This window comes from Micromonospora sp. NPDC005257 (genome assembly GCF_042872445.1).
Taxonomy (GTDB): domain Bacteria; phylum Actinomycetota; class Actinomycetes; order Mycobacteriales; family Micromonosporaceae; genus Micromonospora.
On record NZ_JBIAKL010000002.1, the window covers coordinates 551,761 to 577,764 of the forward strand.

21 protein-coding genes and 1 tRNA gene are annotated in these 26,004 nt (G+C 71.0%); 4 read left to right on the plus strand and 18 right to left on the minus strand.

Annotated features, from left to right (window positions below; translation table 11 throughout):
* The first annotated feature begins 152 nt into the window (after positions 1–152).
* The gene (locus tag ACFYO8_RS06010) at positions 153–563 is read left to right on the plus strand and encodes a squamosa promoter-binding protein 15 (RefSeq protein ID WP_354867969.1); all 411 of its coding nucleotides are present in this window, start codon (positions 153–155) and stop codon (positions 561–563) included.
* A gap of 369 nt (positions 564–932) precedes the next feature.
* On the opposite strand, the gene ACFYO8_RS06015 is transcribed toward ACFYO8_RS06010, so the two are convergent.
* From ACFYO8_RS06015 to ACFYO8_RS06030, 4 genes are all read right to left on the minus strand, one after another.
* Positions 933–3,086, minus strand: coding sequence for a S8 family serine peptidase (locus tag ACFYO8_RS06015; protein ID WP_387256862.1), 2,154 nt, complete (start codon positions 3,084–3,086; stop codon positions 933–935).
* Positions 3,087–4,233: 1,147 nt separating this feature from the next.
* Positions 4,234–4,662: an NUDIX hydrolase gene (locus tag ACFYO8_RS06020; protein WP_354868436.1), complete on the minus strand. Its 429-nt coding sequence runs from the start codon at positions 4,660–4,662 to the stop codon at positions 4,234–4,236.
* A 217-nt stretch (positions 4,663–4,879) separates the two neighbouring features.
* Positions 4,880–5,140 carry a hypothetical protein gene (locus ACFYO8_RS06025; protein ID WP_354867964.1) on the minus strand — a complete coding sequence of 87 codons (261 nt, stop codon included), beginning with the start codon at positions 5,138–5,140 and terminating at the stop codon, positions 4,880–4,882.
* A 286-nt stretch (positions 5,141–5,426) separates the two neighbouring features.
* Positions 5,427–5,500 (minus strand) — tRNA-Thr (locus tag ACFYO8_RS06030).
* Between the two features lie 133 nt (positions 5,501–5,633).
* Here ACFYO8_RS06030 and ACFYO8_RS06035 point away from each other — a divergent pair.
* Positions 5,634–7,364, plus strand: coding sequence for a metallophosphoesterase (locus tag ACFYO8_RS06035; RefSeq protein ID WP_354867962.1), 1,731 nt, complete (start codon positions 5,634–5,636; stop codon positions 7,362–7,364).
* 134 nt (positions 7,365–7,498) lie between these two features.
* Here ACFYO8_RS06035 and ACFYO8_RS06040 read toward each other — a convergent pair whose 3' ends face one another.
* The 6 genes from ACFYO8_RS06040 to tmk form a co-directional block, all read right to left on the minus strand.
* The gene (locus ACFYO8_RS06040; protein WP_354867960.1) at positions 7,499–8,341 is read right to left on the minus strand and encodes a regulatory iron-sulfur-containing complex subunit RicT; all 843 of its coding nucleotides are present in this window, start codon (positions 8,339–8,341) and stop codon (positions 7,499–7,501) included.
* A 258-nt stretch (positions 8,342–8,599) separates the two neighbouring features.
* Entirely contained in the window at positions 8,600–9,268 is a 669-nt protein-coding gene (locus ACFYO8_RS06045; protein WP_354867957.1) for a hypothetical protein, read from the minus strand.
* On the minus strand, positions 9,268–9,573 hold the full coding sequence (locus ACFYO8_RS06050; protein ID WP_354867954.1) for a hypothetical protein: 306 nt from the start codon (positions 9,571–9,573) through the stop codon (positions 9,268–9,270). The genes ACFYO8_RS06045 and ACFYO8_RS06050 overlap by 1 nt, the downstream gene beginning before the upstream one ends.
* Position 9,574: 1 nt before the next feature.
* Positions 9,575–9,904, minus strand: coding sequence for a YbaB/EbfC family nucleoid-associated protein (locus ACFYO8_RS06055; RefSeq protein ID WP_354867952.1), 330 nt, complete (start codon positions 9,902–9,904; stop codon positions 9,575–9,577).
* A gap of 132 nt (positions 9,905–10,036) precedes the next feature.
* Complete coding sequence (locus ACFYO8_RS06060) at positions 10,037–11,311, minus strand: DNA polymerase III subunit delta' (protein ID WP_354867949.1); 1,275 nt, start codon at positions 11,309–11,311, stop codon at positions 10,037–10,039.
* Positions 11,308–13,464: a dTMP kinase gene (gene tmk / locus ACFYO8_RS06065; RefSeq protein WP_354867947.1), complete on the minus strand. Its 2,157-nt coding sequence runs from the start codon at positions 13,462–13,464 to the stop codon at positions 11,308–11,310. The genes ACFYO8_RS06060 and tmk overlap by 4 nt, the downstream gene beginning before the upstream one ends.
* A 215-nt stretch (positions 13,465–13,679) precedes the next feature.
* Between tmk and ACFYO8_RS06070 the strand changes: the two genes are divergently transcribed.
* Positions 13,680–14,888, plus strand: coding sequence for an amino acid deaminase/aldolase (locus ACFYO8_RS06070; RefSeq protein WP_354867944.1), 1,209 nt, complete (start codon positions 13,680–13,682; stop codon positions 14,886–14,888).
* A 79-nt stretch (positions 14,889–14,967) separates the two neighbouring features.
* Here ACFYO8_RS06070 and ACFYO8_RS06075 read toward each other — a convergent pair whose 3' ends face one another.
* Entirely contained in the window at positions 14,968–15,543 is a 576-nt protein-coding gene (locus tag ACFYO8_RS06075; protein WP_354868433.1) for a TetR family transcriptional regulator, read from the minus strand.
* 219 nt (positions 15,544–15,762) lie between these two features.
* Between ACFYO8_RS06075 and ACFYO8_RS06080 the strand changes: the two genes are divergently transcribed.
* The gene (locus ACFYO8_RS06080) at positions 15,763–17,079 is read left to right on the plus strand and encodes a D-arabinono-1,4-lactone oxidase (RefSeq protein ID WP_387188838.1); all 1,317 of its coding nucleotides are present in this window, start codon (positions 15,763–15,765) and stop codon (positions 17,077–17,079) included.
* Between the two features lie 60 nt (positions 17,080–17,139).
* Here the strand turns inward: ACFYO8_RS06080 and ACFYO8_RS06085 are convergent, their stop codons facing one another.
* The 7 genes from ACFYO8_RS06085 to ACFYO8_RS06115 form a co-directional block, all read right to left on the minus strand.
* A complete protein-coding gene (locus tag ACFYO8_RS06085) occupies positions 17,140–18,093 on the minus strand; it encodes a DUF559 domain-containing protein (protein ID WP_354867939.1) in 954 nt (317 codons plus the stop codon).
* Positions 18,094–18,193: 100 nt separating this feature from the next.
* The gene (topA, locus tag ACFYO8_RS06090; protein WP_387256844.1) at positions 18,194–21,031 is read right to left on the minus strand and encodes a type I DNA topoisomerase; all 2,838 of its coding nucleotides are present in this window, start codon (positions 21,029–21,031) and stop codon (positions 18,194–18,196) included.
* Positions 21,032–21,298: 267 nt separating this feature from the next.
* Positions 21,299–21,907 (minus strand): hypothetical protein, encoded by a 609-nt coding sequence (locus ACFYO8_RS06095; protein WP_354867934.1) that lies wholly within the window; start codon positions 21,905–21,907, stop codon positions 21,299–21,301.
* A complete protein-coding gene (locus ACFYO8_RS06100) occupies positions 21,898–22,440 on the minus strand; it encodes a hypothetical protein (protein ID WP_354867931.1) in 543 nt (180 codons plus the stop codon). Before ACFYO8_RS06100 ends, ACFYO8_RS06095 begins: the two co-directional genes overlap by 10 nt.
* Positions 22,441–22,541: 101 nt before the next feature.
* Positions 22,542–24,890, minus strand: coding sequence for a sodium-translocating pyrophosphatase (locus ACFYO8_RS06105; protein ID WP_354867928.1), 2,349 nt, complete (start codon positions 24,888–24,890; stop codon positions 22,542–22,544).
* Positions 24,891–25,210: 320 nt separating this feature from the next.
* Positions 25,211–25,648 carry an ATP-binding protein gene (locus ACFYO8_RS06110; RefSeq protein WP_013283650.1) on the minus strand — a complete coding sequence of 146 codons (438 nt, stop codon included), beginning with the start codon at positions 25,646–25,648 and terminating at the stop codon, positions 25,211–25,213.
* The gene (locus ACFYO8_RS06115; protein WP_354867925.1) at positions 25,648–25,998 is read right to left on the minus strand and encodes an STAS domain-containing protein; all 351 of its coding nucleotides are present in this window, start codon (positions 25,996–25,998) and stop codon (positions 25,648–25,650) included. The genes ACFYO8_RS06110 and ACFYO8_RS06115 overlap by 1 nt, the downstream gene beginning before the upstream one ends.
* Positions 25,999–26,004 lie beyond the last annotated feature (6 nt).

A 26,004-nucleotide genomic window follows, 5' to 3' on the forward strand; every position in this document is an offset into this window, starting at 1 on the left:
GCATCTCGAAACAGGAGACGGATCGGCCTCCTCATCGGACTGTCGTGGAGCACCCCACTGACGGCCGCCACGGCGGGTTCAGAAGCGCAACAAGACCACCGGTCGGGACCGGATCGACGTGGCCACTCGCCGGCCTGTTGGGATGCCGGTTCATGAGCTGGGTCGCCAACGTGATGCTGTCGGTGGGCCCGACGGACCGCCCGAACGCGCAGGCGTTCATCGGCTGGCTCGACACCCAGTGCCGCTGTCGTGAACCGGGCGCGAGTTCGGGCGGTTGCGGTAGCCTGCGCCTCATCACCGGTGTGGACAACCAGTGGGGCGGGCACAAGAACCCCGAATGTCAGGTGTTCGCCGGTGCGCTCAACCACGCCGACCTCACTGCTGTCGTGGCGCGTTTCGGGTCCGTGGCCTGGCACAATCCCAACGCCGCGCAGCTCTTCGTGATGGACCAGGAGGAGTTCTTCTTCCGCGTCTGGATGATTCGCAACGGCGCTCTACGCCAGTACGCCCCTTCGTCGCCGGACGAGGAGGACGACGAGTTCTGGCCTCCCGTCGGGGCGTAGCCGCCGGAGGCATCGTTTCCGGGTCTTCGGGCGGGACGCGGCCCGGCACCAACGGACGGCGGCGTGATCAACCTTGGAACGGCGAAGCCCAGGCCGATGACCTGGGCTTCTGCACCGAGCCGCCTGATGGAATCGAACCGTCGACCTACGCATTGCGAGTCGTCTGCCACAGCTGACCAACCTGGCGTCCCGGTCGTCATCGTCCGCTGACGGCCGGTGGTTTGGCTACTCGGTTGGCTGCACCCCTCGTCCACGAGGTGCCTCTGTGCTTGCGCAGTGGTGGCAGCTTCGTCAACGCGCCAGGTCGGGCAAGGGCCTGGTCAGCCAGGCTCAGGCGAACCTGAGCCTGGCTGACCGGGCCACTTATTGCTAGGCGTTGCCGGACCGTGCCCCGGGCAGCGTCCGCAGGGCGGTCAGCGTCATCTCGGCGTCCCGGTAGGACACCCGGAACATGTGGTGGCCCACGTTCAGGACACGCCGTTCCGGCATGGAATGGAAGTGGCCCTTGATCGAGGCTCCACTCATGATCGTCAGTACCGTGCCCGGAGTGATGGGCGCGCGAATGTCCAGGGTGAGTTCGCCGTCCAGCACCAGGGCACCCGCCGCCCGCACGCTCGTGTAGTCGTGGTCGCCGGAAATGGTGATGGCGAGGCGACCCGCTCGGCTGATGGTCACATCGCCGCCGACCTTCAGGACGTTGCCCTGCGCGACCTCGGTGAGAGTGATGGACACTGCGGACGCCACTTCCGCGGCCGAGAGGCCGGGCTGCAACACACCGCTGTCGACCTGGATGCTGCCTCCCACGACACCGCTGCCGCCGAGCGTGCCGCCCTTGACGGCGATCGAGCTCGCGTGCGATCCGGCGATCGAAAGCTTGCCGCCTTCAACCGTCGTGCCGCCGTCGTAGGTGGCGTGGCCCGACATGATCAGCGTTCCGGAGCCCTGCTTGGTCAGAGACGCAGTGTAGAGGTTGTTGTCGATATTGTTCTGAATGTAGGCCGCGCGCGCGTCCATCCATTCCTTGCGCCACTGGGCGGCATCCTCGTAGCTGATCTTGTCGTACAGTTCCGGGTGGCCGTTGGTGATGGCTTGGACGTGAGGATCGGCCAAAATACCCTGAAGCAGGAAGGCGTTTTCGCTGAGCCTACCGTCCGGGCTCAGTACGTTGGGGCTGAATTCACCGGCGAAGGCAATGCCCTGCTTCTTGTAGGCCGCCAGCCACTCCCGATCCTCCCTCTCCCTTTCCTTGATCGCGATCTGGCTGATGTCGTTCGACCAGACGTCCAAGGGCACCTTGTCCATTTTGTAGATCATGGGGCTCAGGAACTGGCCGGGGCCATACATGCCCTTGGCCAGGTCGGGGATACCCCAACCCCAGCGCTCGTCCGGAACCCCGTCGGCAGCGGTCCAGGCGATGGATGCCCCGGTGGGGGAGGTCTGCCCGGTGCCGAGGAATCTCACACCGTCGGACATCTTGTTGTTCGCCGTGGTGAACATCAACTCACGGACCTGCTTGGCGTCCATGTTCGGATAGCGAGAGAGCAGAACCCCCATCACCGCTGTCGCAACGGGCGTCGCCGGAGACGTTCCGCTCGAGTTCGAATAGTTGGTGTCGCCACCGCTGTTCGTGGTCCGCACACTGTTCGACGGGGTGGACACGGTCCACCATTTTGCGAGCCCCGCCTCGTTGTACCCGAACTGCTTCGTGTATTCGGGGTTGGCAGCAGTGGGAGGCTGCACCCCGCCGACGCATACCCACTGCTTTTCCGCCGAGGGGTTGAAGAGGGGGTACGCCGGGCGGAAGTACGGGTTGCTCCAGTCGTTGTTGCCGGCCGACCTCACGTTGACGGCGCCGCTATCCCTGATAGCGTCCCAGATGGCATCCATGAAGGAGCGTCCGGGGTAGTCCGGGTTGTACTGGATGCCGTCTTGTGAATAGCTCTTCTTGAAGAGGAAGAACTGGTACTCCAGATCCTTGAGGTACTCGCTGGGGACGATGGTCGCCATCGCCGTGGCGCTGGCACTGTCTTTGCCGCGCAGTTGGTAGGCGTTGGCGAGGTTGCCACCGATCCCGAGGTCGTTTCCTAGGCCGTCGAAGCGGCTTCTGTCAAGAGTCTGGACATAAGAGCCCCAACTGCTGTTGATGACCCGGGCGCCCGCGTCGACCAGGGCCTTGTTGGCCGTATGCCAGTACACGTAATCGTGGAAAGGGCCGTGGGACTGGGTATCGGAACCGCCGGTCATGGCGACGTACATCGTCGAGCCGAAGGCGATGCCGTGCTGCTCTTTGCCGTCGCGAACGCCGGAGGTGACGCCAAGCATGCCGGTCCCGTGGCTGTAGTCACTTGTTCTCGCCTGGTCACCGGCCACGGTGAACCTCTGGCCCGCAGTGAACGGGTTCGCCGGGGTTGCTGAGTTCCGGTACCCGAAGCCGGACGTCCCGTAGAAACCCTCCGCCCTCACCGGAACGATCAACCCGGTCTGAAATCCTTCGTGGGTGGGCCGGTAGCCCGAATCCATCATGCCCCAGCGCGACGCCCTGCCCGCGGTAGCCAAGGGCGTAGGCGGTGGACGCGTTCACCGCGACGAGCTGCCATGGGGAATCGATCGCTGTGCCAGGATTGGAAGGATTGTGACCGGTGTAGTAGCCATACTCCGGCGTTTCCCAACTGGCTCTAGCGGCATCCAATTCCCCTGGCGTCCTGGCGACAAAACCGGGGTCTCCCGGATACGCCGGTCCGCCGCCCGTTTGTCCAGGGGCCGACGCTGGATTGCCATTGGGCGACGCCGAGGCAAAGCCGGCCGGAAACAACGCGATGCCGGCTCCGGCAGCAAAGGCGCCTCCCAGGCGGCGCAGGAACTGCCGCCGACTCACGAACCTCATGCTCATCTACGATTCCTTCCGGGAGTCGATATCTCCAACGGACCGGGGCGGCCGGTTGCGCCCAGGGTCCTGCACGGCCTGCACACGCTGGCCGAGGCAAAATCGATGTGCCGGCCTGCCGCCTTTACCGGGCGGCAAATGCCGATGGCTTTGTTCGGAATCCCGACTGCGGCGCGAGCCGACGCGTGAACCTCGGGTGCCGACCGCTGACGAGGCCAGCGCCGAGGACGACTTCGACGTCGGGAGACGGCGCAAGCCCATAATCAGAAACGGCCATAGCGACGCGGTGCGCGCGCCCTTGAGTCGGCAGCCGCTATCAGGAGGAACCCCTGCCACGTCGGAACAGCGAACTGGAACTCTCCCCCAAGTGGGCCTCCCCTAATTGATCACCAGATTAGACTGCGAGAGAAGCCCCTCGTCAAGGGGCGACATTTATCCATTGAGGACAGTTTGCGCTTCCGTCTATATCGATCTGTCCAACTGTCGTGCATCGGGCCATGGGCCGGGTCCATCGAGGTGGTGTGCGACTTGTCCGTGATGATGTTTTTGCGCAGATGGGAGGCAGCCGCCGCGCACCGCGTGGTCATGGAGATCCTCGGTCATGATCGGCGATCAAGCCGGTGACCTGGACCTTTCCATGGAGCCACCTGACGGCCTCTCGACATCTCGCACCGCTGCCCCGTCCTCAGACGGCCTCTTGCGGACTGGTTGCGGACCGCTCGCATGACAGATCGGGCCCTGCGCAGTCGCACGCTGGCCGACCTGGATATGGGGGCCGTGCGGGCGCTATAGCCCGATGTTGCTCTTCGGGCCCATGTATGACCCGGCGTTTGGCCACCCGGCCCGGGCCAACTTTACGAACCGCTCGCCGAACCCCAGCGACGGCAGGTCCGTCAGCTTGACGAACTCGACCGCACGGATCGGCCGGGTGTCTGCCCCGGCCTTAACCGCCCCCAGCTTGCCGCCCACCCGGCGGCACCGGAAGGTGAGGTGAACGACCTGCGCCTTCACGACATCGCACACGTACAGCAGGTCCCCGACCCGGATCTCCAGACCGGTCTCCTCCCGCACTTCGCGCTCCAGAGCCTCCTCGACCGTCTCCCCGGGCTCCACCTTGCCGCCGGGCAGCGACCAGGACCGGTCACCTTCGGTGTCCTGGTCCAGCAGCAGAATCTCGTCTTCCTCGATCACGATCCCGATGACGCGAACATTCATCGGCACCGGCAGACCGTAACAATCCCAGACGCTCGAAGGGCACCGTCAGTTTGGAAGGAGAAGATCACGGCCCCGAGATGCCCTAAACCCCTGCTGGCGGAAGGGGAGTGGGCCACGGCTGCTGCCCGCTCGTGCGCCCGGCTCCCTTCGTCCCGCCGGCTCCCAGACGTGGCTTTCGCCGACCCATGGCCGAGGCCGTCGGCCAGTTGTTGCCGTACTACCGCGCGCACGATGCATCTTCCTCGTTCCAGATGGAAATGACGTGCCCTTCTCCGTACTGCCCGATAACGCGAGACCTCGCCTCATCGAGAGACGTGGCAAGGATGCGCAGGCGAATGCCGATGACCACGCCACCGCCGAGGCTCGTCCCGCTTTGCGGGTTCCAGTCGTCGGGCCGCTCGGGTCGTGGTTTCTTGAACTCCTGGTCGATGTAGTCGAGCAGATCGGTGCCGTAGTAGATGATGTCCCACCCGCGCATCGACAGGACCGGATGAGCGAAGGTTCCGCGTCCTGCGGGAAGGAACTCGAACCCGTATTCGCGCTCGATACGGTCGAACTCTGCGTCGGACAGGCCCTTGTCGATCCGGCAACAGCCAAGAGTAGCCAGCCGCCGTGCCGCTGCGACCTGGACGCGGTCGCCAACCGGCTGGATGAGGCGGTCGCGGCGCGGGATGCGGACTATTTGCGGACCAGCACCGTCGGCGGCGAGGTGTCGACCTTGGGAAACGGCGAAGCCCAGGTCTCTGACCTGGGCTTCTGTACCGAGCCGCCTGACGGAATCGAACCGTCGACCTACGCATTACGAGTGCGTCGCTCTAGCCGACTGAGCTAAGGCGGCAACGATCGTCAAGTGTACGGCACGCTCCGCCGGAAGCCGAACTGGATCCCCCCACCCCGGAAACCGGACTGCGGAGCACATCCACCCCGCTACGGGAGAGACTTCGCGCCGCGTCCGGACTACCCTGCGGCGGGTGACCGACGAACCGCCGCGACCACCGGCTCCCGAGGCGCATCCCGGCGAGCGCGCCACCCGTCGACCCCGCCGTATCGACCCCCGGGAGCTGGGTTTCACTCCTCGCCGGCCGGTGCCCTGGCTCGCGCCGCTGCTGCTGATCAGCACCGGCCTGCGTACGTTGCTGGCCATGCTGTTTGGGGCGTACCTGGACAAGCGCGAGTTGCAGAACGCGTTCGGCGACGGCACGTTCCGGCAGGTCGGGCCGGACGGCGGGCTCTGGCTCGACTACGTGGCCGACCTGGGTGACGGCTTCGACGCGACGTACTCGGTGGCGTACCTGCTCGCCCAGCCGGAGCTGACCGTGGACGGGCATCGGCTCCCCCGCGCGCAGACGCTGGTGATGGGCGGCGACCAGGTCTATCCGGCGGCGGGCTACGAGGCGTACGAGGACCGGTGCAAGGGCCCGTACCAGGCGGCGCTGCCGGTCGCCCCGCCGGAGCAGCCGACGCTGTTCGCGGTGCCGGGCAACCACGACTGGTACGACGGGCTGACAGCGTTCCTGCGCCTGTTCGTGCGTACCCGGGACCGGCACTTCGGCGGCTGGGGCACCGGCCAGGCCCGCTCGTACTTCGCCGTCGAGTTGCCGGCCGAGTGGTGGCTGCTCGGCCTCGACGACCAGTCCGGGTCGTACCTGGACGATCCGCAGCTCACCTACTTCGACGAGGTGGCGCGCAAGCTCACCCCGGAATCGAAGGTGATCCTGGCGGTGCCGGCGCCGACGTGGGTCAAGGCCGTCGACCACCCCAACGCGTACGACTCGATCGACTACTTCATCCGTACCCTCGTCGCGCCGACCGGGGCGCAGGTGCGGGTGCTGGTCTCCGGCGACCTGCACCACTACGCCCGCTACGCCGGGCCGGACCGGCAGCTCATCACCTGCGGTGGCGGCGGCGCCTACCTCTACCCCACGCACCGGCTGCCGGAGACGCTGGAGGTGCCGCCGCGCGACACGCTGACCCGGCGGGCCAGCAACACCCGGGAGTACGACCTGGCCGCGCGCTATCCGGACAAGGCCCGGTCCCGCCGGTACGGCTGGGGGATCTTCGCCCGTCTGCCGTTCCGCAATCCGGGCTTCGCGACGCTGCTCGGCACCCTGCACACGCTGCTGATGCTGGCCATGGCCGGGGTGGCGGCCCAGCGGGTGGGCACCACGGAACAGCGGCTGTTCAGCGTGCCGCTGGCGATCATGCTGGTGGTGGCGATGATGGGCGCGGTGTTCTTCGCCAAGCCGCCCACGGCGGGCGGGAAACGGCACGCCCGGCACTGGATCCTCGGGGTGGCGCACGGGCTGGCCCAGGTGGCGCTCGCCGCCGGGGGCACGTGGGTGTGGTTGCACCTGCCGTTCTACGACTGGCCGTGGCCGTTGCCGGCGGTCGCCGCGCTGGTGCTCTACGGCCCGGTGATCGGTCTGGTCGCCAGCCAGCTCGTGGCGCTCTACCTGCTGGTGGCGGGCGCGTTCGGGGTGAACCTGAACGAGCTGTTCGCGGCGCAGGGCATCGAGGACTCGAAGGCGTTCCTGCGGTTCCGGATCGACCCGGACGGCACGCTGACGATCTACCCGATCGCGGTCGACAGGGTGTCCCACGACTGGCGGCTCAACCCCGACCAGTCCCCCACCGCCTCCTGGCTGACCCCGAATACTCCGCTGGCCCCCCGCCTGGCCGAACCCCCCATCGTCATCCGCTGACCCCGGCCCGGCACACCCGGACCTCGTTCCATCGATCATGAGGTTGGCGGCGAAATCGATCACCATTTCGACCGCTAACTTCATGATCGACGAGGCGGGAGTGGGCGGGAGAGGGAGGGCGGGAGGGCAGCGGGTCAGGGCTGGGGGTGGTGCTGGTCGTGGGCCTGTCTGGGGCCGCAGACCGACGCACGGGAGCACATCGAGCGGGAGCCGTCGGCGTCCAGGCGGACGGTGACCGCGTCGCGCGGGACGCTGTGGCCGACCACCTTGCCCTCGCCCTGCGGCGTGGACACCCGGCTGCCGACCGCGGGGGCCGACTCCTGGAACTTCTGGTACAGCGGGTGCTCGTACTTCAGGCAGCACATCAGCCGCCCGCACGCCCCGGAGATGCGCAGCGGGTTGAGCGGCAGATCCTGGTCCTTCGCCATCCGGATGGTCACCGGCTCGAAGTCGTTGAGGAACGTGGCACAGCACAGGTCACGCCCGCAGGAGCCGATGCCGCCCTGCACGCGGGCGGAGTCGCGGGCGGAGAGCTGCCGCAGCTCGACCCGGCAGTGCAGCGTGGCGCCCAGGTCGCGGACCAGCGAACGGAAGTCGACCCGGTGCGGCGCGGTGAAGTAGATGGTGGTGCGGTCACTGCCGTTCTCCGGTGTGGCCAGGACGTGATCGACGGCGACCACCTTCATCGGCAGGCCGTGTTCGCGGATCAGCCGCTTGGCGGCCACCTTCGCCTCGGCCTTGCGCCGGCGCAGCATCTCGTCGCGGTGCAGGTCGTCGTCACCGGCGATCCCGGCCAGTTTCGGGAAGCCGTCGGTGTCCTCACTGACCCACTGCGCCGCCCACACGCACTCGGCCACCTCGGGCCCGTCGTCGGTGGGCACCAGCACCCGGTCGCCCACCTGCGGACGCAACTCGCCCGGATCGAGGTAGTAGAGGCGCCCGTACCGGTTGAAGCTGACCGCGCAGAGCATGCCCATGCGCCCACCCTACGCGGATCGATGCCCGCCGCACGGCACACCTGTCGCCGCCCGGTCACCCGCCGCAGCGATCATCGTCGTCCACCCGGCCGAACCGGCCCCTTCGCCTCGCCCGGACGGCTGAATCTGCGCCGCCCCCCTGACAAACACCGCGCGAGCGCGTTGAGTGAAGACATACCTGCGGGGGGTGCAGGGGAAGGCCACGGCGTCGCCGCCGTCACCGGCCACGGCCGGTCCGGCGCGCGGCGCCGTGGCCCGTCAGTAGCCGATCCGGGTGGTGCCGCCGTAACGCGGGGCGGTGGTGGCGCGGTCCCGCCAGGGCGTCTCGGCCAGGCTCGGCCCCCACTGGCGCAGCAGCGTCTCGGCGCCGTCGTAGGCCACCCCGAGCACGCCCAGGATCCTCGTGGCGATCTCGGCCGCGGCCGACGCCCCGAACCGTCCGGGCTCGACGCCGGGCCGGGTCGCCGCGTGCACCGCGACCGCCTCCGCCGAACCCAGCACCTCGGCCAGCGCGCGGGCCAGCGCGGCCCGGCTGCCCTCCACCCAGCCGGCCAGCGCGTCGGCGTAGCCCGCCGTCGACTCCAGCCGCCCGACCAGGCTCTCCGGCCCCTCGTCCAGGTGTCGCAACAGCGCGGAACGCGCCTCGTCGTAGGCCGAGGCGGCGGCGCCGGACCAGGCGACCTGGTCGGCCAGCAGGGCGCAGGTGTCGTCGTATCCCCGGACGAGCCGGCGCACGGCGTGCCCGGCGCCGGTCAGCGGCGCGGGATGCAGGTCGAGGAACTCGCGCACGGCGACGCCGGGAAGGACCTGCATCCGGCGCAGCAGCGGCCAGAGCCGGTGCCCCTCGGGCGCACCGGCGGCCAGCAGCGTGTCCACGCGGGCGAGCAGGTCGAGGCCCGGCTCGGCGAGGCGGTCGAGGGCGTCCATCAGGCCTCCCGGGCCAGCCGCCGGGCGACCGCGTCGTCGGCGGCGGCGTAGCGGTCGGCGGCGCTGCGCAGCGCCGCCGCGGCGGCGGCCAGCCGGACGGCGGCGGCCTGCGCCTCGCGCGCCCGGTCGGCGGTGGCGAGCGTCCACTGGCGGTGCAGCGCGCGGCCGACCTCGCCGGGGCGGCCGGCGGCGTCCGCGCCGAACGCGGGGTGCGGCGGATCGGTGGCGGTCACCGTGCGGGCCAGCGTGGCGAGGGTCGCGCCGGCCTCGTCGAGACGGGCGGCCAGGGCACGCAGCGTCTCCATGTCAGGCTCCCGCCAGCGGCCGGTAGGCCGCGAACGTCTCGTTGTGCAGCTTCTCGCGCGCCCACTGGGCCGCGCCGGCGGCGGCCGTGACCGCGGCCTGCACTGAACCGGCCACGTCGCGCGGGCTGCGGTGGTGCAGCGGGCCGAGGAAACGCACATCGGTGATCCGCCCGCCGGCGGTCACCACCACCTCGACGAGCCCGTCGGGCGAGCGGACGGTGACCTCGACCGTCGCGACCGCCTGGTCGAACTCGGCCTGCAGGTTCTCGATCCGGCGGTAGCGCCGCACCGCCTCCTCGATCCAGGCCTCGTCGATTTCGCCCCGCGGCATCGGCGGACTCCTCCCGGCCGGTCGGCCAACCCCTCACTGAGCGTGCCGCCACGATCACCGCGGCATCACCGGACCGTACCGCACCTCAATCGCGCGTGTCGATGCCCTGTGGACAGCGCGGAAGGGCCCGGCTCAGCCGCGCCAGAGGGCCAGCATCATCGCCTCCACGGCGATCCGCGGCTTGACGTTCGCCTCGATCGCCGCGCGGCACTCCAGGACCGCCTCCAGGCGGCGCAGCGAGCCCTCGGCGTCCCATTTCTGCGCGCCCGCGCCGGCGAGCGCCGCGGTGTCGGTGTGCACCGGGGCGACGGGCGCCCGCAGCGCCATGACGAGCGCGTCCCGGTAGAACCCGGCCAGGTCGACCAGGGCGCGGTCGAGCGCGTCCCGCTGGGCACGGGTGGCCCGGGACTTCTGCCGCCTCTCCAGGTCCTTGAGCTGACCGGCCGCGCCGCGCATGGCGCCGGCCGCGCCCCGGCCGGTGCCGCCCGCGCCGAGCGCGGTCTGCAACGCCGTACGCTCCGCCTCGTCGATCTCCGCGACGGAGGCGGCGGCCTCCGCCTCGGCGGCCTCGATCAGCGCCGCGGCCGCGTCGAACGCCGCGCCCACCCCGGTCAGCCGACGCGGTACGGCGAGCACCGCGTCACGCCGCTGCCGGGCCTCCGGGTCGCGGGCCAGCCGCCGGGCCCGGCCCACGTGCCCCTGCGCCGCCGCGGCGGCCCACTCGGCCACGTCCGGCGCGATCCCGTCGCGGCGCACCAGCACCTCGGCCACCGCGGCCGGCGGCGGCTGCCGCAGCGGTACGACCCGGCACCGCGACCGGATGGTCACGGAGATGTCGTCCGGGTGGGTGGACGGGGTGCAGAGCAGGAAGACGGTACGCGGTGGCGGCTCCTCGATCGCCTTGAGCAGCGCGTTGCCGGCGGCCTCGGTGAGCCGGTCGGCGTCCTCGATGATCACGACCTGCCACCGGCCGCCGGAGGGCGTACTGGCCGCGCGGAGCACCAGCGCGCGCATCTCGTTGACGCCGATGGACAGGCCCTCGGGCACCACGACCCGCACGTCGGCATGGGTGCCGGCGAGCGTGGTGTGGCAGCCGGGGCAGCTACCGCACCCGGTGCCGTGCACGCACTCCAGAGCGGCGGCGAACGCGCGGGCGGCCACCGAGCGGCCCGATCCGGGCGGGCCGGTGAAGATCCAGGCGTGCGTCATCCCGGCGCCGGGTTCGGCGGGCGCCGGAGCCGGATCGCCGTCGTACTCCTCGGCGAGCGCGCCGAGGTCGTCGTGCCCGCCGGCGGGGGCCGTCACCGACGCGGCGGCGCACAGCAGCGCGGCGGCCGAGGCGGCGGCCCGCCGCAGCGTGGCCACCGCCTCGTCCTGCCCGACCAGATCGCCGAAGACGTCGGTCATCTTCGGGGTTGCTCCATCGTCACCAGCTCCGCGTCGGATAACTCGGGCTGGACCGAGGTGTCCGGGCCCTGCGCCGGACGGGGGTGCACGATCCCGCCGGGATCGGCGAGGAACTCACCGACCCGGCCAGCCACCGCCTCGGCGATCTCGTTGACCGGACGGGACGCGTCGAGCACCAGGTAACGCTTCGGGTCACCGGCGGCCAGGTCGAGGAAGGCGTACCGGACCCGCTCGTGGAACGTCAGCGACTCGGCCTCCAGCCGGTCGGCGCCCTCGTTGCGGCCCTCGACCCGGCTCAGGCCGGTACGCGGCTCGACGTCGAGCAGCACGACCAGGTCGGGCTTGAGGCCGCCGGTGGCCCAGGAGGAGAGCCAGGAGACCTCGTCCACCGGAAGCGTCCGGCCGGCGCCCTGATAGGCGAGCGACGAATCGACGTACCGGTCGCTGATCACCACCGCGCCGCGCACCAGCGCCGGGCGGACGACAGTGGCCACGTGGTGCGCCCGGTCGGCGGCGTAGAGCAGCGCCTCGGCGCGCGGCGACGGCGCCTCGTCGGGCGCGGTGCCGAGCACCAGGGAGCGGATCCGCTCGCCGACCGGCGTGGCGCCCGGCTCGCGGGTGACCACCACGTCGCGGCCCTGCTCGCGCAGGCGCTCGGCGAGCACGGCGAGCTGGGTGGACTTGCCCGCGCCCTCGCCGCCCTCGAAGACCACGAACAGGCCGCTGGAGACGAACGGCTCGGCCGGCATCAGCGGGCGGCCGCGGATCGAGCCCCAGAGGTCGGCGAGGACCGGTACGCCCTTCTTGTCGTCCATCTGGCCGAACGCGCTGATGCCGGCGAAGATGCCGGCCGCGCCCGCGGCGAGCAGCAGCAGGCGGGTGGAGGAGACGGAGATGCCCAGGTCGGCGATGGCGAACTCGCGGGAGCCACCGACGCCGACCAGCAGGCTGCTGAGCGCGATGGCCAGGATCAGCACCAGCCGGGTGCCGATCTGCACCACGGCGAAGACCCGGCCGCGTACCTCGTCGGCGACCTCGCCGCCGAGCAGCGTGGTGCCGGCCAGGAACGCCATGCCGGCGCCGGCACCGACCAGGATCGCGCCGATGATGGCCATGGACAGGTGGATGGCGAAGGCGAGCACCAGCACGGAGGCGCTGGCGAGCACGATGCTCATGCCGAACCAGCGGCGGCGGGACATGTCCCGCACGATCATCGGCCCGAGCCCGATGCCGAGCGCCAGGCCGACGAAGATCGCGCCGAAGAGCAGCGAGAACGCGGCGTCACCGGCGCCGAGCGAGTTGGCGAAGAACTTGCCCGTGCCGACCACGATGCCGCCGCCGGCGAACGCGCCGAAGATGCCCAGCACCAGGCCGCGGACGAGCGGGGTCTGGCCGATGTATTTCCAGCCCTCGGAGAACTGCCGGAACATGCTCTGCTCGGTGCGCTCCGCCTCGGCGCGCTGGGCGTGGCTGATCTCCTTGATCCCGAACGCCACCACGAGCGCGGTGGCCAGCCGGGAGAAGGCGTTGAACCAGAGCGCGAGCTGAGCCGGCTCGGCCCAGTTCGGCAGGGTGCCGCCGACCGCGCTGGGCAGGCCGCGGGTCAGCACGGCCAGCGCGACGGCCGCGGCCACCGGCGTGAGGCCGTACGTGGTGATCAGCGTGAGCTGGTTCGCCGCCTCCAGCCGGGTGCGCGGGATGAGGTTGGGGACCGCCGCCTCCTTGGCCGGGATCCACAGCAGGGTGATCGACTCGATCAGGAACGTGGCGATCAGCGCCCAGCCGACCACCAGCCCGCCCGCGGCGCCGGTGAGCGCGTACAGCGGGATCGAGGCGAACAGCACGAAACGCAGCAGGTCGCAGATGACCATCGTCCACCGGCGGTCGAACCGGTCGGCGAACACGCCCGCGACCGGGCCGAGCACCAGCGCCGGGAGCAGCCGGATCGCCGTCACACCGCCGAACGCGGCGCCCTGGGCGGTGCTGCCGGAGACCTGGGAGGCGGCGAACAGCGCGGTGGCGAGCAGGCCCAGCCAGTCGCCGAAGGAGGCGGCGCTGAGCACGATCCAGAGCCTGCGGAACGGCCGGATGCGCAGCACCGAGCGGATGGCGGCGAGACCGGAGCGGTCGGCGGCTGTCCCGGGCGACGACACGCCGGGCGACTCGCCGTTGTTCTGGCTTTCGATGGCCGTACCTCCACGTGCCGGCCCAGAGCTGGGCATCCCCGGTGGAACACTCTAGTCGCGCAGGAGGGTCGCCCCCGCGACATTCACCTGCTCGCCGAGCCTAGGCCGCCGGGACCACCACCCGCAGCCCGGGCAGACGCGAGGGTATTTCGCATTGCCGTCCAGACAGTTAGCGTGCAGACGTGGCCATCGACCGTGACAAAACTCGCGATCGTCTCGACCGGGCGACCGCTCATCTCGACCCGCCGTACGCGGTGGTCGACCTCACCTCGTTCGACGCCAACGCCGAGGCGCTCGCCGGCCGTTCGGGCGGCAAGCCGCTGCGCGTGGCGAGCAAGTCGGTACGGGTCCGCGAGCTGCTGACCCGGGCGCTCAAGCGTCCGGGCTGGCACGGTGTGATGGCCTTCACGCTGCCCGAGGCGGTGTGGCTGGTCCGCTCCGGGGTCAGCGACGACGTGCTGGTGGCGTACCCGACAGCCCACCGGGGTGGCCTCGCCGAACTGGCCGCCGACCCGGCGCTCGCCGACGCCGTGACGTTGATGGTCGACGACACCGGGCAGCTCGACCTGATCGACCGGGTGTGCCCGCCCGCGCGCCGGCCCGCGCTGCGGATCTGCCTCGATCTGGACGCCTCCTGGCGCCCGCTGGGGGGCCGGGTGCACGTGGGCGTGCGGCGCTCCCCGGTGCACAGCGCCACGGCGGCCGGCGCGCTCGCCGCCGCCGTCGCCGGCCGGCCCGGCTTCCGGCTGGTCGGCCTGATGTCGTACGAGGCACAGATCGCCGGCCTGGGCGACGCGCCGCCCGGACAGGCGGTGCTCGGCTCGGCGATCCGGGTCGCGCAGCGCGGGTCGTACCGGGAACTGCTGGCCCGCCGCTCGGCCGCGGTCAGCGCGGTACGCGAGCACGCCGACCTGGAGTTCGTCAACGGCGGCGGCACCGGCAGCGTGGCCGCGACCAGCGCCGACCCCGCGGTCACCGAGGTCACCGCGGGTTCCGGCCTGTACGGGCCGACGCTGTTCGACGCGTACCGTGCCTGGCAGCCGGCCCCGGCGGCGTTCTTCGCCTGCGCGGTGGTCCGCCGCCCGGCGCCCGGGCTGGCCACGGTGCTCGGCGGCGGCTGGATCGCCTCCGGCCCGGCGGCGGACAGCCGGCTGCCGCGGCCCTGGCTGCCGGCCGGGCTGAAGCTGCTCGGCGCGGAGGGTGCCGGTGAGGTGCAGACCCCGCTGGCCGGGAAGGCCGCCGACGACCTGCGCGTGGGCGACCGGGTGTGGTTCCGCCACGCCAAGGCGGGCGAGCTGTGCGAGCACGTCAACGAGGTACATCTGGTCGAGGGGGACGCGGTGGTCGCCACGGTGCCGACCTACCGGGGCGAGGGGCACGCCTTCCTCTGACGCGCCCCGCGGCTCTGTCCGACGGCGTGACGACGGCGGGCCCCGACGCACTCTCAGAACCCGCCGTTCAACGTTCCGCTCAGCCCTGGCGAACGGCCTCCGTGAGGGCGTTCACCTGCCGGTGCAGGTACTCCCGGATGAGCGCCTTGGCCTCGGCCAGCACCCGCTCGTCGCCGTCGGTGCGGCGGCGGAAGGCCAGCTTGATCAGGGCGTCCGCGGCCTCCACCGCGACCTCCAGATGGAACCGCAGGTCGGGCACCCCGGCCAGGCCGAAACGCTCGGTGAGCACGCGGGCGAGCTGCTCCGCGATGACCCCGTTGTTGTCCCGCTGGTCGTCCAGCAGGTGCAGGTCGACCACGTCGCCGAAGTGCAGGGTACGGAAGCCGGGGACGGTGCGGTGCATCGAGATGTACTCGTCGATCGCCGCGTCGACCCCGTCCCACCAGTAGGTCAGGTCGTCCGAGGCGAACCGCTCGTCGAGCCGCTGGAGGTAGGACTCCATGGTGCGCAGCGTCAGCGCCTGCACTATCGCCCGCTTGTCCGGGAAGAACTGGTACACCGACCCGATCGCCACCTCGGCGCGCTCGGCGAGCAGGGTCGTGGTCAGCCCTTCGTACCCCACCTCGTCGACGAGCTCGGCGCAGGCGTCCAGCATCCGCTGGACCCGCGCGACACTTCGACCCTGCACCGGCACTCGACGCAGCGGCCCGGTCGTGGCGGCTGGTGTGGACACTCGGCGCCACCCCCCTTCGACGGATGAACATATCTGCACGTCACGAGTCTGTGACTACCGGTACAACGAGCCGGGCTCGATTGCGGTATTTACCAGGCACAACGTTCCTGATATGAATTCACTTCATATTCATGTCGAGGAGTGGCCGTCATGACCGGTACCACCACCACCTGGTCCAACTGGGCCGGCAACCAGCACAGCACCGCGCTCCTCACCGTGCGTCCGCGTAGCGTCTCCGACGTCGTCGAGGCGGTCCGCCAGGCCGCCGCGACGGGCCGGACCATCCGCGCCAGCGGCAGCGGCCACTCGTTCACCGCCACCGCCGTCACCGACGGGCACCGGATCGACCTCGCCGAGCTGGAGACGGACGTCACAGTCGATGTGACGCGCCGTCTCGTCACCGTACCGGCCGGGATGACGTTGCACACGCTCAACGATCTGCTCGCCGGGCACGGGCTGGCGATGCCGAACCTCGGCGACATCGACGCCCAGACCATCGCCGGCGCGCTCTCCACCGGCACCCACGGCACCGGCGCGAAGCTGGGCTGCCTGTCCACCTTCGTGGCCGGGCTGACGCTGGTCACCGGCACCGGCGAGGTGCTGCGCTGCTCGGCCGAGGAGAACCGCGACGTGTTCGACGCCGCCCGGGTCGGGCTCGGCGCGGTGGGCGTGCTGGTCGAGGTCACGCTGCGCTGCGTGGACGCGTTCGTGCTGCGCGCGCATGAACGCCCGGCCCTGCTCGCCGAGGTGCTCGACGACCTCCCCGGCCTGTACGAGGCGCACGACCACGCCGAGTTCTACTGGTTCCCGTACACCGACCGGGTGCAGGTCAAGACCAACGACCGGGTACCCGCCGACGACCGGCCGCTGCCCCGCTGGCGGGGCTGGCTGGACGACGAGTTCCTCTCCAACACCGTCTTCGCCGGCGCCTGCCGCCTCGGCCGGGCCGTACCCGCCGTCGCACCCACGATCAGCGCCGTCTCCGCCCGCGCGCTCACCGAACGCACCTACACCGGCCGCTCCGACCGGGTGTTCTGCACCCCGCGCCGGGTCCGCTTCGTGGAGATGGAGTACGGCCTGCCGCGCGAGGCGTTGCCCACCGCGCTGACCGAACTGCGCCGGATCGTGGACCGGCTGCCGTTCAAGGTCCTGTTCCCGGTCGAGGTGCGGTTCACCGCCGCCGACGACATCTGGTTGTCCCACTCGTACGGGCGGGACTCGGCCTACATCGCCGTGCACCAGTACGTGGGCATGCCGTACGAGCCGTACTTCCGGGCTTTCGAGCAGGTCGCGACCGAGCTGGGCGGCCGCCCGCACTGGGGCAAGCTGCACTGGCGCGACGCGGAGTCCCTGGCCACCGCCTACCCGAAGTTCGCCGCTTTCCAGTCCGTCCGCGCCCGCCTGGACCCGACCCACATCTTCCAGAACCCGTACTTGAGTCAGGTGCTGGGCTCCTGAAGATCTTGGAAGGAAAGGGCCCTCATGGGGGCCGTTTTCTTCCAAGATCTCGGCTGGCCGTCACCCCCGCCAACCGGCGGCCCGCAGGGCGGCGCGAAGCTGGGCGATCACGTCTTCGGGATGTGCGCGCAGGGCCCAGGCGGGGAACCGGAGAACGCGGTCGCCCTCGACCCACAGGGCGTTCTGCCGCCGCATGTCCGCCCAGGCGTGCGCCGGATCCAGATGCTGCCCGCCGTCCACCTCCACGTGCACGCGCCACTGCTCGAAGTACGCGTCGAGGTAACGTCGCCGGCCGGCGGAGTCCCGGCGGACCACCTGTCGGGTCGGCTCGGGCAGCCCAGCGCCGCGTACGAGATCGAGCAGGTCCAGTTCGCCCAGGGAATGGGCACCGCCTGCCGCATCGGTGGCGGTGGACAGGATCAGGCGGCGCCGAGGAACCCGGGGCATCCGCTCCACCACCTCGTGCAGGTCGTCACCACCCACCAGCCGCTGCTGAAAGGCGGCCGCGATGATCGCGCGGGCCTGCGTGTCGGTCGGTGCCCACTGCGCGGCGTCCACTATCGACCGAGCCGTCGCCGTCCGGGGCGGCGCCGCGACCGGCATCACGTCGAGGTCGGGCAGATGGATCGTCCGGTGCGCCAGCACACCGGCCGGCAGTGGGCATCGACGGGTCGCGGCGGGCAGGAGCAGGTGGATCACCCGGTCCGGGAACCCGCGCAGCCCGCCCGCCTGGGTCGCCGTCAAGCCGCCCAGAAGCGCGGTGGGCCCGGCCGCCAGCACCGCGATCCACCGGAGTTGAGCGGGGCCGACCGGGCCGTTGTGCGCGACGAGAACCGCGCGGTGCGCCTGCCGCCACCGGCCGGTCGTCACCCGGTGACGGATCGCCTTACGGGTGAGGTGTGCCCGTGCCTGCTGAAGGCTGAGCACGTCGTCCTGCCGGAAGAGCAGCCAGGTCAACTCGTCCGCGTCATCCGACGGCAGCGCCCGCCGCATCCCCGCCCAGGAGTTCCCCACCGCTCCACGGTGACCCCCGACGCGGTTCCTTGCCGCCCCTGTGGACAACCACAAGATCTTGGAAGGAAACGGCCCTCATGGGGGCCCTTTCCTTCCAAGATCACTCCTTCGGGGTTGAGGTCGCCTTTCTGGGGGCGGCCTTCTTCGCTGGGGCCTTCTTCGCCGCCGTCGTCTTCTTGGCGGCCGTTGTCTTCTTCGCCGCGGTAGTGGTCTTCTTCGCGGCGGTAGTGGTCTTCTTCGCGGCCGTCTTCTTTGCCGGAGCGGCCTTCTTCTTCGGGGCCGGGCCCTTCGCGCGCTTCTCGGCCAGCATCTCCGACGCCTGCTCCAGCGTCAACTCCTCCGGCGTCTGCCCGCGCCGAAGCGACGCGTTGAACTCGCCGTCGGTCACGTACGGCCCGAAGCGCCCGTCCTTGATCACCAGAGGCTTCTCGGTGAGCGGGTCGTTGCCCATCTCCCGCAGCGGCGGCGCGGCGGCACGGCGCTGGCGCGTCTTCGGGGCGGCCAGCAACGCCAGCGCCTCGTCCAGCGTGACGGTGAACATCTTGTCTTCCGAGTCCAGCGAACGGAAGTCGTCACCGCGCTTGACGTACGGGCCGTAGCGGCCGTTGTTGGCGACGACCTCGGCGCCGTCCGGGGCCACGCCGACCAGCCGGGGCAGGCGCAGCAACTGCAGCGCCTGGTCCAGGGTCAGGCTGTCCGGCGACTGCGAGCGCAGCAGCGAGGACTTGCGCTCGCCGCTTGCCACGTACGGGCCGTACCGGCCGGACTTGAGCAGGATCGGCTCGCCGGTCGACGGGTCGTCGCCGAGCTTGCGCTCGCCCCCGCCGCCGAGGAACAGCTCGTGCACCTTCTCCGGGGTCAGCTCGTCCGGTGCCAGGCCCTCCGGGATCGGCGCCCGGTCGCCCTGCGAGCCGCCCTCCTCGCCCTCACCCGAGGCCGCCTGCGCCTGCGCCTGCTGCTCGTCGGGCAGCGCCCGCTGCAGGTACGGCCCGTACCGGCCGACCCGGACGACCACCTCGCGGCCCTCGTCGTCGGTGAACAGCGGGATGGAGTTGACGCTGCGCGCGTCGATCTCGCTGAGGTTCTCGGTGACCAGCTTCTTCAGGCCGCCGGCGTGCGCGATGGCCTGGTCGCCGGCACCGTTCGTGCTGCCGAAGTAGAAGGAGGTGAGGAAGTCGACGGCGGCGTGGTCGCCACCGGCGATCTCGTCCAGCTCGTTCTCCATGCTGGCCGTGAAGTCGTAGTCGATCAGGCGCGGGTAGTGCCGCTCCATCAGCCCGATCACCGCGAACGCCAGGAACGACGGGATCATGGCCTGGCCGCGCTTCACCACGTACCCGCGGTCCTGGATCGTCTGCATGATCGACGCGTACGTGGAGGGCCGGCCGATGCCCAGCTCCTCAAGCGCCTTGACCAGCGACGCCTCGGTGTAACGGGCGGGCGGCTGGGTGTGGTGGCCCTGGGCGGCCAACTCGTCGGCGGTGAGCGGCTGGTCCTTGACCAGCGTGGGCAGCCGCCGCTCGGCGTCCTCCGCCTCGGCGTTCTCGTCGTCGCTGGACTCGACGTACGCGCGCAGGAAGCCCGGGTCGGTGATGGTCTTGCCGGTCGCGCCGAAGTCGGCCTCCTCCTTGGCGGAGGAGACGGCGCGGATGCGCACCGACACGCTGGAGCCGACCGCATCGGTCATCTGCGAGGAGATGGTGCGCCGCCAGATCAGCTCGTAGAGCTTGAACTCCTCGGCGGACAGCTCCTTGGCCACCTCGCCGGGGGTGCGGAAGTTGTCGCCCGCCGGGCGGATCGCCTCGTGCGCCTCCTGCGCGTTCTTCACCTTGCCGGTGTAGCGGCGCGGCTCCGGTGGCACGCTGCGCTCACCGTACAGCTCGACGATCTGCCGGCGGGCCGCCGCGATGGCCGTCTCGGACAGGTTCACCGAGTCGGTACGCATGTAGGTGATGTAGCCGTTCTCGTAGAGGCGCTGCGCGGTGCGCATCGTCTGCTGCGACGAGAACCGCATCTTGCGGGCCGCCTCCTGCTGGAGGGTGGAGGTGATGAACGGCGCGTACGGACGGCGGCGGTAGGGCTTCTCCTCGACCCGGGTGACCGTGAACGGCTGGTCGGCCAGGCGGGCCGCGAGCCCCCGGGCGCCGCCCTCGTCCAGGTGCACCACGCCCGCGCCGGGCCGCACCCGGCCGGTGGTCGGCTCGAAGTCCTTACCGGTGGCGATCCGGTCGCCGTTCAGCGCGACGAGCGTGGCGTTGAACGTACGCGGGCCCTCGCCCGGCTTCGCCACCGCGAGCGTGGCCAGGATGTCCCAGTACTCGGCGGTGCGGAACGCCATCCGCTGGCGCTCCCGCTCGACCACGATCCGCGTCGCCACGGACTGCACCCGGCCCGCCGACAGCTTCGGCATGACCTTCTTCCACAGCACCGGCGAGACCTCGTAGCCGTAGAGGCGGTCGAGGATGCGCCGCGCCTCCTGGGCGTCGACCAGGTCGCGGTCGATCTCCCGGGGGTTCGCCACGGCGGCCTGGATGGCCGGCTTGGTGATCTCGTGGAAGACCATCCGCTTGACCGGCACCTTGGGCTTGAGCGTCTCCACCAGGTGCCAGGCGATCGCCTCGCCCTCGCGGTCCTCGTCCGTCGCCAGGAAGATCTCGTCGACCTCCTTCGCCAGCTTTATCAGCTTGCTGATCTGCTGCTTGCGGTCGGCGGAGACCACGTAGAGCGCCTGGAAGCCGTTGTCGACGTCGACGCCGAGCCGCGCCCACGGCTCACCCTTGTACTTGGCCGGGACGTCGGCGGCGTTGCGAGGCAGGTCCCGGACGTGGCCGAAGCTGGCCTCCACGACGTACCCCGGGCCGAGGTAGCCCGAGATCGTCTTGGCCTTCGCCGGTGACTCGACGATGACCAGACGGGTGGTTCCAGCGTTGCTCGGCACGTCTCTCCCCGACCTCACTCCTACGCCATGCCCGCTTCGGGCCGTGTTGCGCCACCCGGACCACGGGAGGTCCGGATGTCCAACGTAACGCGCCGTCCGCGTTCCGGGTTTCGTGGGCGGCTGACGGGCCGCCCTCCCGGCGACCGCCGGCCGTACCCTGCCGGACGGCGTCACGGTACACCGTGGGTAGGGCGGCAGGCGTGTCACTGTGACGATCGCGCACCCCAGCGGAACCGTAGCCGGGTGTCAGGATTCGGACACCGGCTGTCATCCGCGGGCGCCCGGCCACTCCGCCACCGGCGCCGTCGCCGGCCGTTCCCCCACCAGTTCCGCGAGCCGCGACATCCGCCGCACGCCGATCCGGAACGCGGGCCCGCCCTCGTCCGGCTCCACGAACGCGGCCGGCAGTCCCACCGCCGCCAGCGCGGCGCGGACCACCGGCCAGGACAGCTCGTCGGCCGGTCCGAGCCGCAGCCGGAAACCGGCCGGCTCGGCCGTGCCGGCGGCGGCCACCCAGAGCCGCAGCCGCCGCCCGTCCAGGTGGAAGCGGGCCGGTGGCCGCTTCACCGCGCCGCGCAGCCAGGCCCGCGCGAGCGGCGCCAGCATGCTCGTGTACGCGGTGCGCACCCGATGCCGGCCGTCCTCGGTGGGCTCCCAGCTCGCCGGCACACCCCGGGCGCCCAGCTCGGCCACCAGCACGTGCACCCGCCAGGCGGCGTCCACCACCACCGAGATCCGGGCGGTGCCGCCCATCCGCCCCACCTCACCCGGCCCGGCGAGCAGGCCGGCGAGATCCGCCAGCGCGGGATCGGCCGCCTCGGTGGAGAACAGCGAGGGTTGGCGGGCGGGGTTCGGGGTGGGAGGGGTCAGCGACACTCCGGGACCTCGTCGAAGGCCTCTTTCAGCTCTGTCGAGTTGAGCTTGCTGGTGTCCAGCGCGCTCGCGTCGTACTCCTTGTTGAGCGTGTCCACGGCGGCGCGCACGCCGTCGTAGAAGGGGCCGGCCTGGGCGGTGTCGAGCCGGTCGATGGAGTCCCGGGCCTGGCCGTACGCGTCGCGCATCTTGCTCAGCGACCCCAGGAACCCGGCGGACACCTCGGCGCCACGGTCGGCCTCGGGCACGCCCGCCTCCTCGACCTTGCGCCGGGCGTCCTCGCTGGCCTGCTCGGCCCCGGCGAACAGCCGGACCAGGTTCTCCTTGGCCTGCGCCGGGGTGGTCTGCGCGGTCATCTGCTGCTGCGTGCTGCTGGTCAGCTTGGAGATCTCCGCGCGCCACGGGGTGAGCGCCTGACACACCGACGCGGCCCAGACCCGAGGGCTGGGACCGCCACCGCAACCGGTGACGACGAGGACCAGCGTGGCCAGGACCACCGTGAGCTTTCCGGCGGTTGCCGCCCGGCGCGTACGCATGCGATGCAGCGTACGACCTCCGGGGCGAACCGCCACCGGTCAGGTTTGCCGGGTGCGGGGTTCCCGGCCGGCCGGGGCCGGCCGGGAACCGTCGCGTGCGATCAGGCGTTCACCGTCTCCGGACGCTGGTCCGGGGTGCCGGCGTCGCTGTCCGAGTCGGTCATCACCACGCCCTTGCGCTTGCTGAACACCACTGCCCCCGCGATGATCAGCGCGGCGACCACGGCGATCGTGATGCGCAGCGGATTGTTCTTGTCGTCGCCCACGCTCCAGGCGACGACGGCCGGCGCGATCAGCAGCGAGACCAGGTTCATCACCTTGAGCAGCGGGTTGATCGCCGGGCCGGCGGTGTCCTTGAACGGGTCGCCGACGGTGTCGCCGATGACGGTGGCGGAGTGCGCCTCGGAGCCCTTGCCGCCGTACGCGCCGTCTTCCACCAGCTTCTTGGCGTTGTCCCAGGCGCCACCGGAGTTGGACAGGAACACCGCCATCAGCGTGCCCGCACCGATCGCGCCGGCCAGGTACGCGGCCAGCGCGCCCGGGCCGAGGCCGAAGCCGACAGCGATCGGGGCCAGGATGGCCAGCAGGCCGGGGGTCATCAGCTCACGCTGCGCGTCCCGGGTGCAGATGTCCACAACCTTGCCGTACTCGGGCCGCTGGGTGCCGTCCATGATGCCGGGCAGTTCGCGGAACTGGCGGCGCACCTCCATCACCACGGCGCCGGCCGAGCGGGAGACCGCGTTGATGGCCAGGCCGGAGAAGAGGAAGACCACAGCCGCGCCGATGATCAGGCCGACCAGGTTGCGCGGGTTGGACACGTTGAGCGAGTTGAGGATCTCGGTGCCGACGTCGCCCACGCCCGCGTCCTCGTACGCCGAGCGCAGCGTGTCGGTGTACGAGCCGAACAGCGCGGTCGCGGCCAGCACCGCCGTGGCGATCGCGATGCCCTTGGTGATCGCCTTGGTGGTGTTGCCGACGGCGTCCAGCTCGGTGAGCGTCCGCGCGCCGTGCTCGTCGATGTCGCCGGACATCTCCGCCACGCCCTGCGCGTTGTCGGAGATCGGGCCGAACGTGTCCATCGCGACGATGACGCCGACTGTGGTGAGCAGGCCGGTGCCGGCCAGCGCGACGGCGAACAGCGACAGCGTGATCGAGCTGCCGCCGAGCAGGAACGCGCCGAAGACGCCGGCGCCGATCAGCAGCGCCGAGTAGACGGCCGACTCCAGGCCGACGCTGATGCCGGCGAGGATGACGGTGGCCGCACCGGTCTGGGAGCTCTTGCCGATGTCCTGCACCGGGCGCCTGTTGGTCTCGGTGAAGTAGCCGGTGAGCGCCTGGATCGCGGCGGCCAGCACGATGCCGATCACGACCGCGCCGATGGCCACCAGCCGCGGGTTGCGGTCGACGTCGGTCAGCCCGCCCTCCAGCTCGGCGAACGTGGCCGGCAGGTACGCGAACGCGGCGATCGCGACGAGCACCGCGGCGAGCAGCGCGGACAGGTAGAAGGCCCGGTTGATCGCGGTCAGACCGTTGCGGTCGCTGGCGCGCAGCCGGGTGATGAAGACGCCGACGATCGCGACCAGCACGCCGATGGTGGAGATGATCAGCGGGAAGACCAGGCCGGTCTCGCCGAACGCGGCCCGGCCGAGGATCAGCGCCGCGACGAGCGTGACCGCGTACGACTCGAACAGGTCGGCGGCCATGCCGGCGCAGTCGCCGACGTTGTCGCCCACGTTGTCGGCGATGGTGGCGGCGTTGCGCGGGTCGTCCTCCGGGATACCCTGCTCGACCTTGCCGACCAGGTCGGCGCCGACGTCGGCGGCCTTGGTGAAGATGCCGCCGCCGACCCGCATGAACATGGCGAGCAGCGCGGCGCCGAAGCCGAAGCCCTCCAGCACGGTCGGGGCGTCGCCCCGGAAGATCAGCACGACCAGCGCCGCACCGAACAGGCCGAGACCGACGGTGAGGAAGCCGACCACGCCGCCGGTACGGAAGGCGATCTTCATGGCGCCCTCGCGCCCGCCTTCCCGCTCCCGCGCGGCCGCCGCCACCCGCAGGTTGGCGCGGGTGGCCAGCCACATGCCGGCGCCGCCGATGAACGCGCTGAACAGCGCACCCACCACGAAGAACGCCGAGCGGCCGACCTTCACCAGGGTTTCGTTGCCGTCGGTGTCGTGCACCGGCAGCAGGAACAGCAACACGACGGCGATCACCACGAAGATCGCCAGGGTGCGGAACTGCCGCAGCAGGTACGCCGACGCGCCCTCCTGCACCGCGCCGGAGATCTCCTGCATCTTGGGGGTTCCCGTACCGGCCGCCAGGACCGCCCTGGTGAGGGCGGCCGCGAAGACGAGCGCCACCAGCGCGATGACCGCGGCGATGACGACGTACGTCACGTTGGCTCCGGTAAGGGACAGTGCGCCGCCGTCGGCGGCCAAGGTCCCGGACATCTATGTCCTCCTGTACCGAACAACTCGCGCCGACCCGTGGAGACGCACGGGCCGACGCCTGGATGCGGATTCGCAAGCGCGCGCCGACCCACCTCGGCGGACCAGCGATGAACTCCCGTTCCCGCCGGCTACGGGATGGGATCACTTGCTGACAACCCGCGTACTGTAGCCCTCCGGCGTGGCGAGGGTCACAGGCAGGGGGCACCGTGTCTCGATGATCTTCGTAACTGTGTTATGTGAAAAAATCTGATATATGGCGCGACCAATACGACCAGGCCGCGCTCCCCTGAAGGGAACGCGGCCTGCGTGTGCGAAACGGGTCAGGCGCGGCCGGCCGGCCAGGACATCCGCACCTCGGTGCCGACACCGTCGTCGACCGGGCGGACCTGGAGATCCTCCACGAAACCGGCGAGCAGCGCGAAGCCCACGCCGGTGGTCAGCGCGTCCTCGCTGAGCGACTCCTTCGCCAGCTCGTCCGGGCCGAGCGCGGCCAGGCCGAGACCCGCCTCGATCGGGGCCCGGTCCACCACCCGGACCGTGTAGCCGCCGCCGTCGGACATCTCCACGTACACCGGGTCGGCCAGGCCGTACTGCCGGTGCAGCGCGACCGCCCGCGTGCACGCCTCACCGATGGCCAGGCGCACCTCGTCCAGCAGGTCCTCGCGTACGCCGGCCCGCCGGGCCACCGCGACGCCGACGAGGCGGGCGGTACGCACGTGCACCGGGGCCGGAGAGAAGGACAGCTTGACGGTGGCCATCACGCGCCGGTGGAGTCGGCGGCGATGGCCGCGTCGACCGTCGGATGCAGCGGGAAGACCTGGTCCAGGGCGGTGATCCGGAAGATCTTGAGCAGCGGCTCCTTGTCGCAGACCAGCGCGAAGGAACCCCCGGCCGAGCGCAGCCGCTTGAGCGCGCCGACGAGCACACCCAGCCCGGTCGAGTCGAGGAAGTCCACCCGGCCGAGGTCGACCACCACGTGGTGGGCCCCGCCGTCGATCAGCTCCAGAAGCCGTTCCCGTAGGCGGGGGGCGGTGTAGACATCCACCTCACCGCCGACCTCGAGCACCGTGTGCTCACCCACGGCACGGGTCGCCAGCGACAGCTCCATCGGCCC

Coding starts and splice junctions, on each gene's coding strand:
- ACFYO8_RS06050 (WP_354867954.1), bottom strand. CDS start 9,573: ATGGAGACGCTGCGTGCCCTGGCCGCCCGTCTCGACGAGGCCGGCGCG.
- ACFYO8_RS06015 (WP_387256862.1), bottom strand. CDS start 3,086: ATGATGGATTCGGGCTACCGGCCCACCCACGAAGGATTTCAGACCGGG.
- ACFYO8_RS06060 (WP_354867949.1), bottom strand. CDS start 11,311: ATGACCGACGTCTTCGGCGATCTGGTCGGGCAGGACGAGGCGGTGGCC.
- ACFYO8_RS06040 (WP_354867960.1), bottom strand. CDS start 8,341: ATGGGCATGCTCTGCGCGGTCAGCTTCAACCGGTACGGGCGCCTCTAC.
- ACFYO8_RS06075 (WP_354868433.1), bottom strand. CDS start 15,543: ATGCTGGACGCCTGCGCCGAGCTCGTCGACGAGGTGGGGTACGAAGGG.
- ACFYO8_RS06025 (WP_354867964.1), bottom strand. CDS start 5,140: ATGCGCGGGTGGGACATCATCTACTACGGCACCGATCTGCTCGACTAC.
- ACFYO8_RS06055 (WP_354867952.1), bottom strand. CDS start 9,904: ATGCCGCGGGGCGAAATCGACGAGGCCTGGATCGAGGAGGCGGTGCGG.
- ACFYO8_RS06020 (WP_354868436.1), bottom strand. CDS start 4,662: ATGAATGTTCGCGTCATCGGGATCGTGATCGAGGAAGACGAGATTCTG.
- ACFYO8_RS06115 (WP_354867925.1), bottom strand. CDS start 25,998: ATGGAGCTGTCGCTGGCGACCCGTGCCGTGGGTGAGCACACGGTGCTC.
- ACFYO8_RS06105 (WP_354867928.1), bottom strand. CDS start 24,890: ATGTCCGGGACCTTGGCCGCCGACGGCGGCGCACTGTCCCTTACCGGA.
- ACFYO8_RS06045 (WP_354867957.1), bottom strand. CDS start 9,268: ATGGACGCCCTCGACCGCCTCGCCGAGCCGGGCCTCGACCTGCTCGCC.
- ACFYO8_RS06010 (WP_354867969.1), top strand. CDS start 153: ATGAGCTGGGTCGCCAACGTGATGCTGTCGGTGGGCCCGACGGACCGC.
- ACFYO8_RS06110 (WP_013283650.1), bottom strand. CDS start 25,648: ATGGCCACCGTCAAGCTGTCCTTCTCTCCGGCCCCGGTGCACGTGCGT.
- ACFYO8_RS06100 (WP_354867931.1), bottom strand. CDS start 22,440: ATGCGTACGCGCCGGGCGGCAACCGCCGGAAAGCTCACGGTGGTCCTG.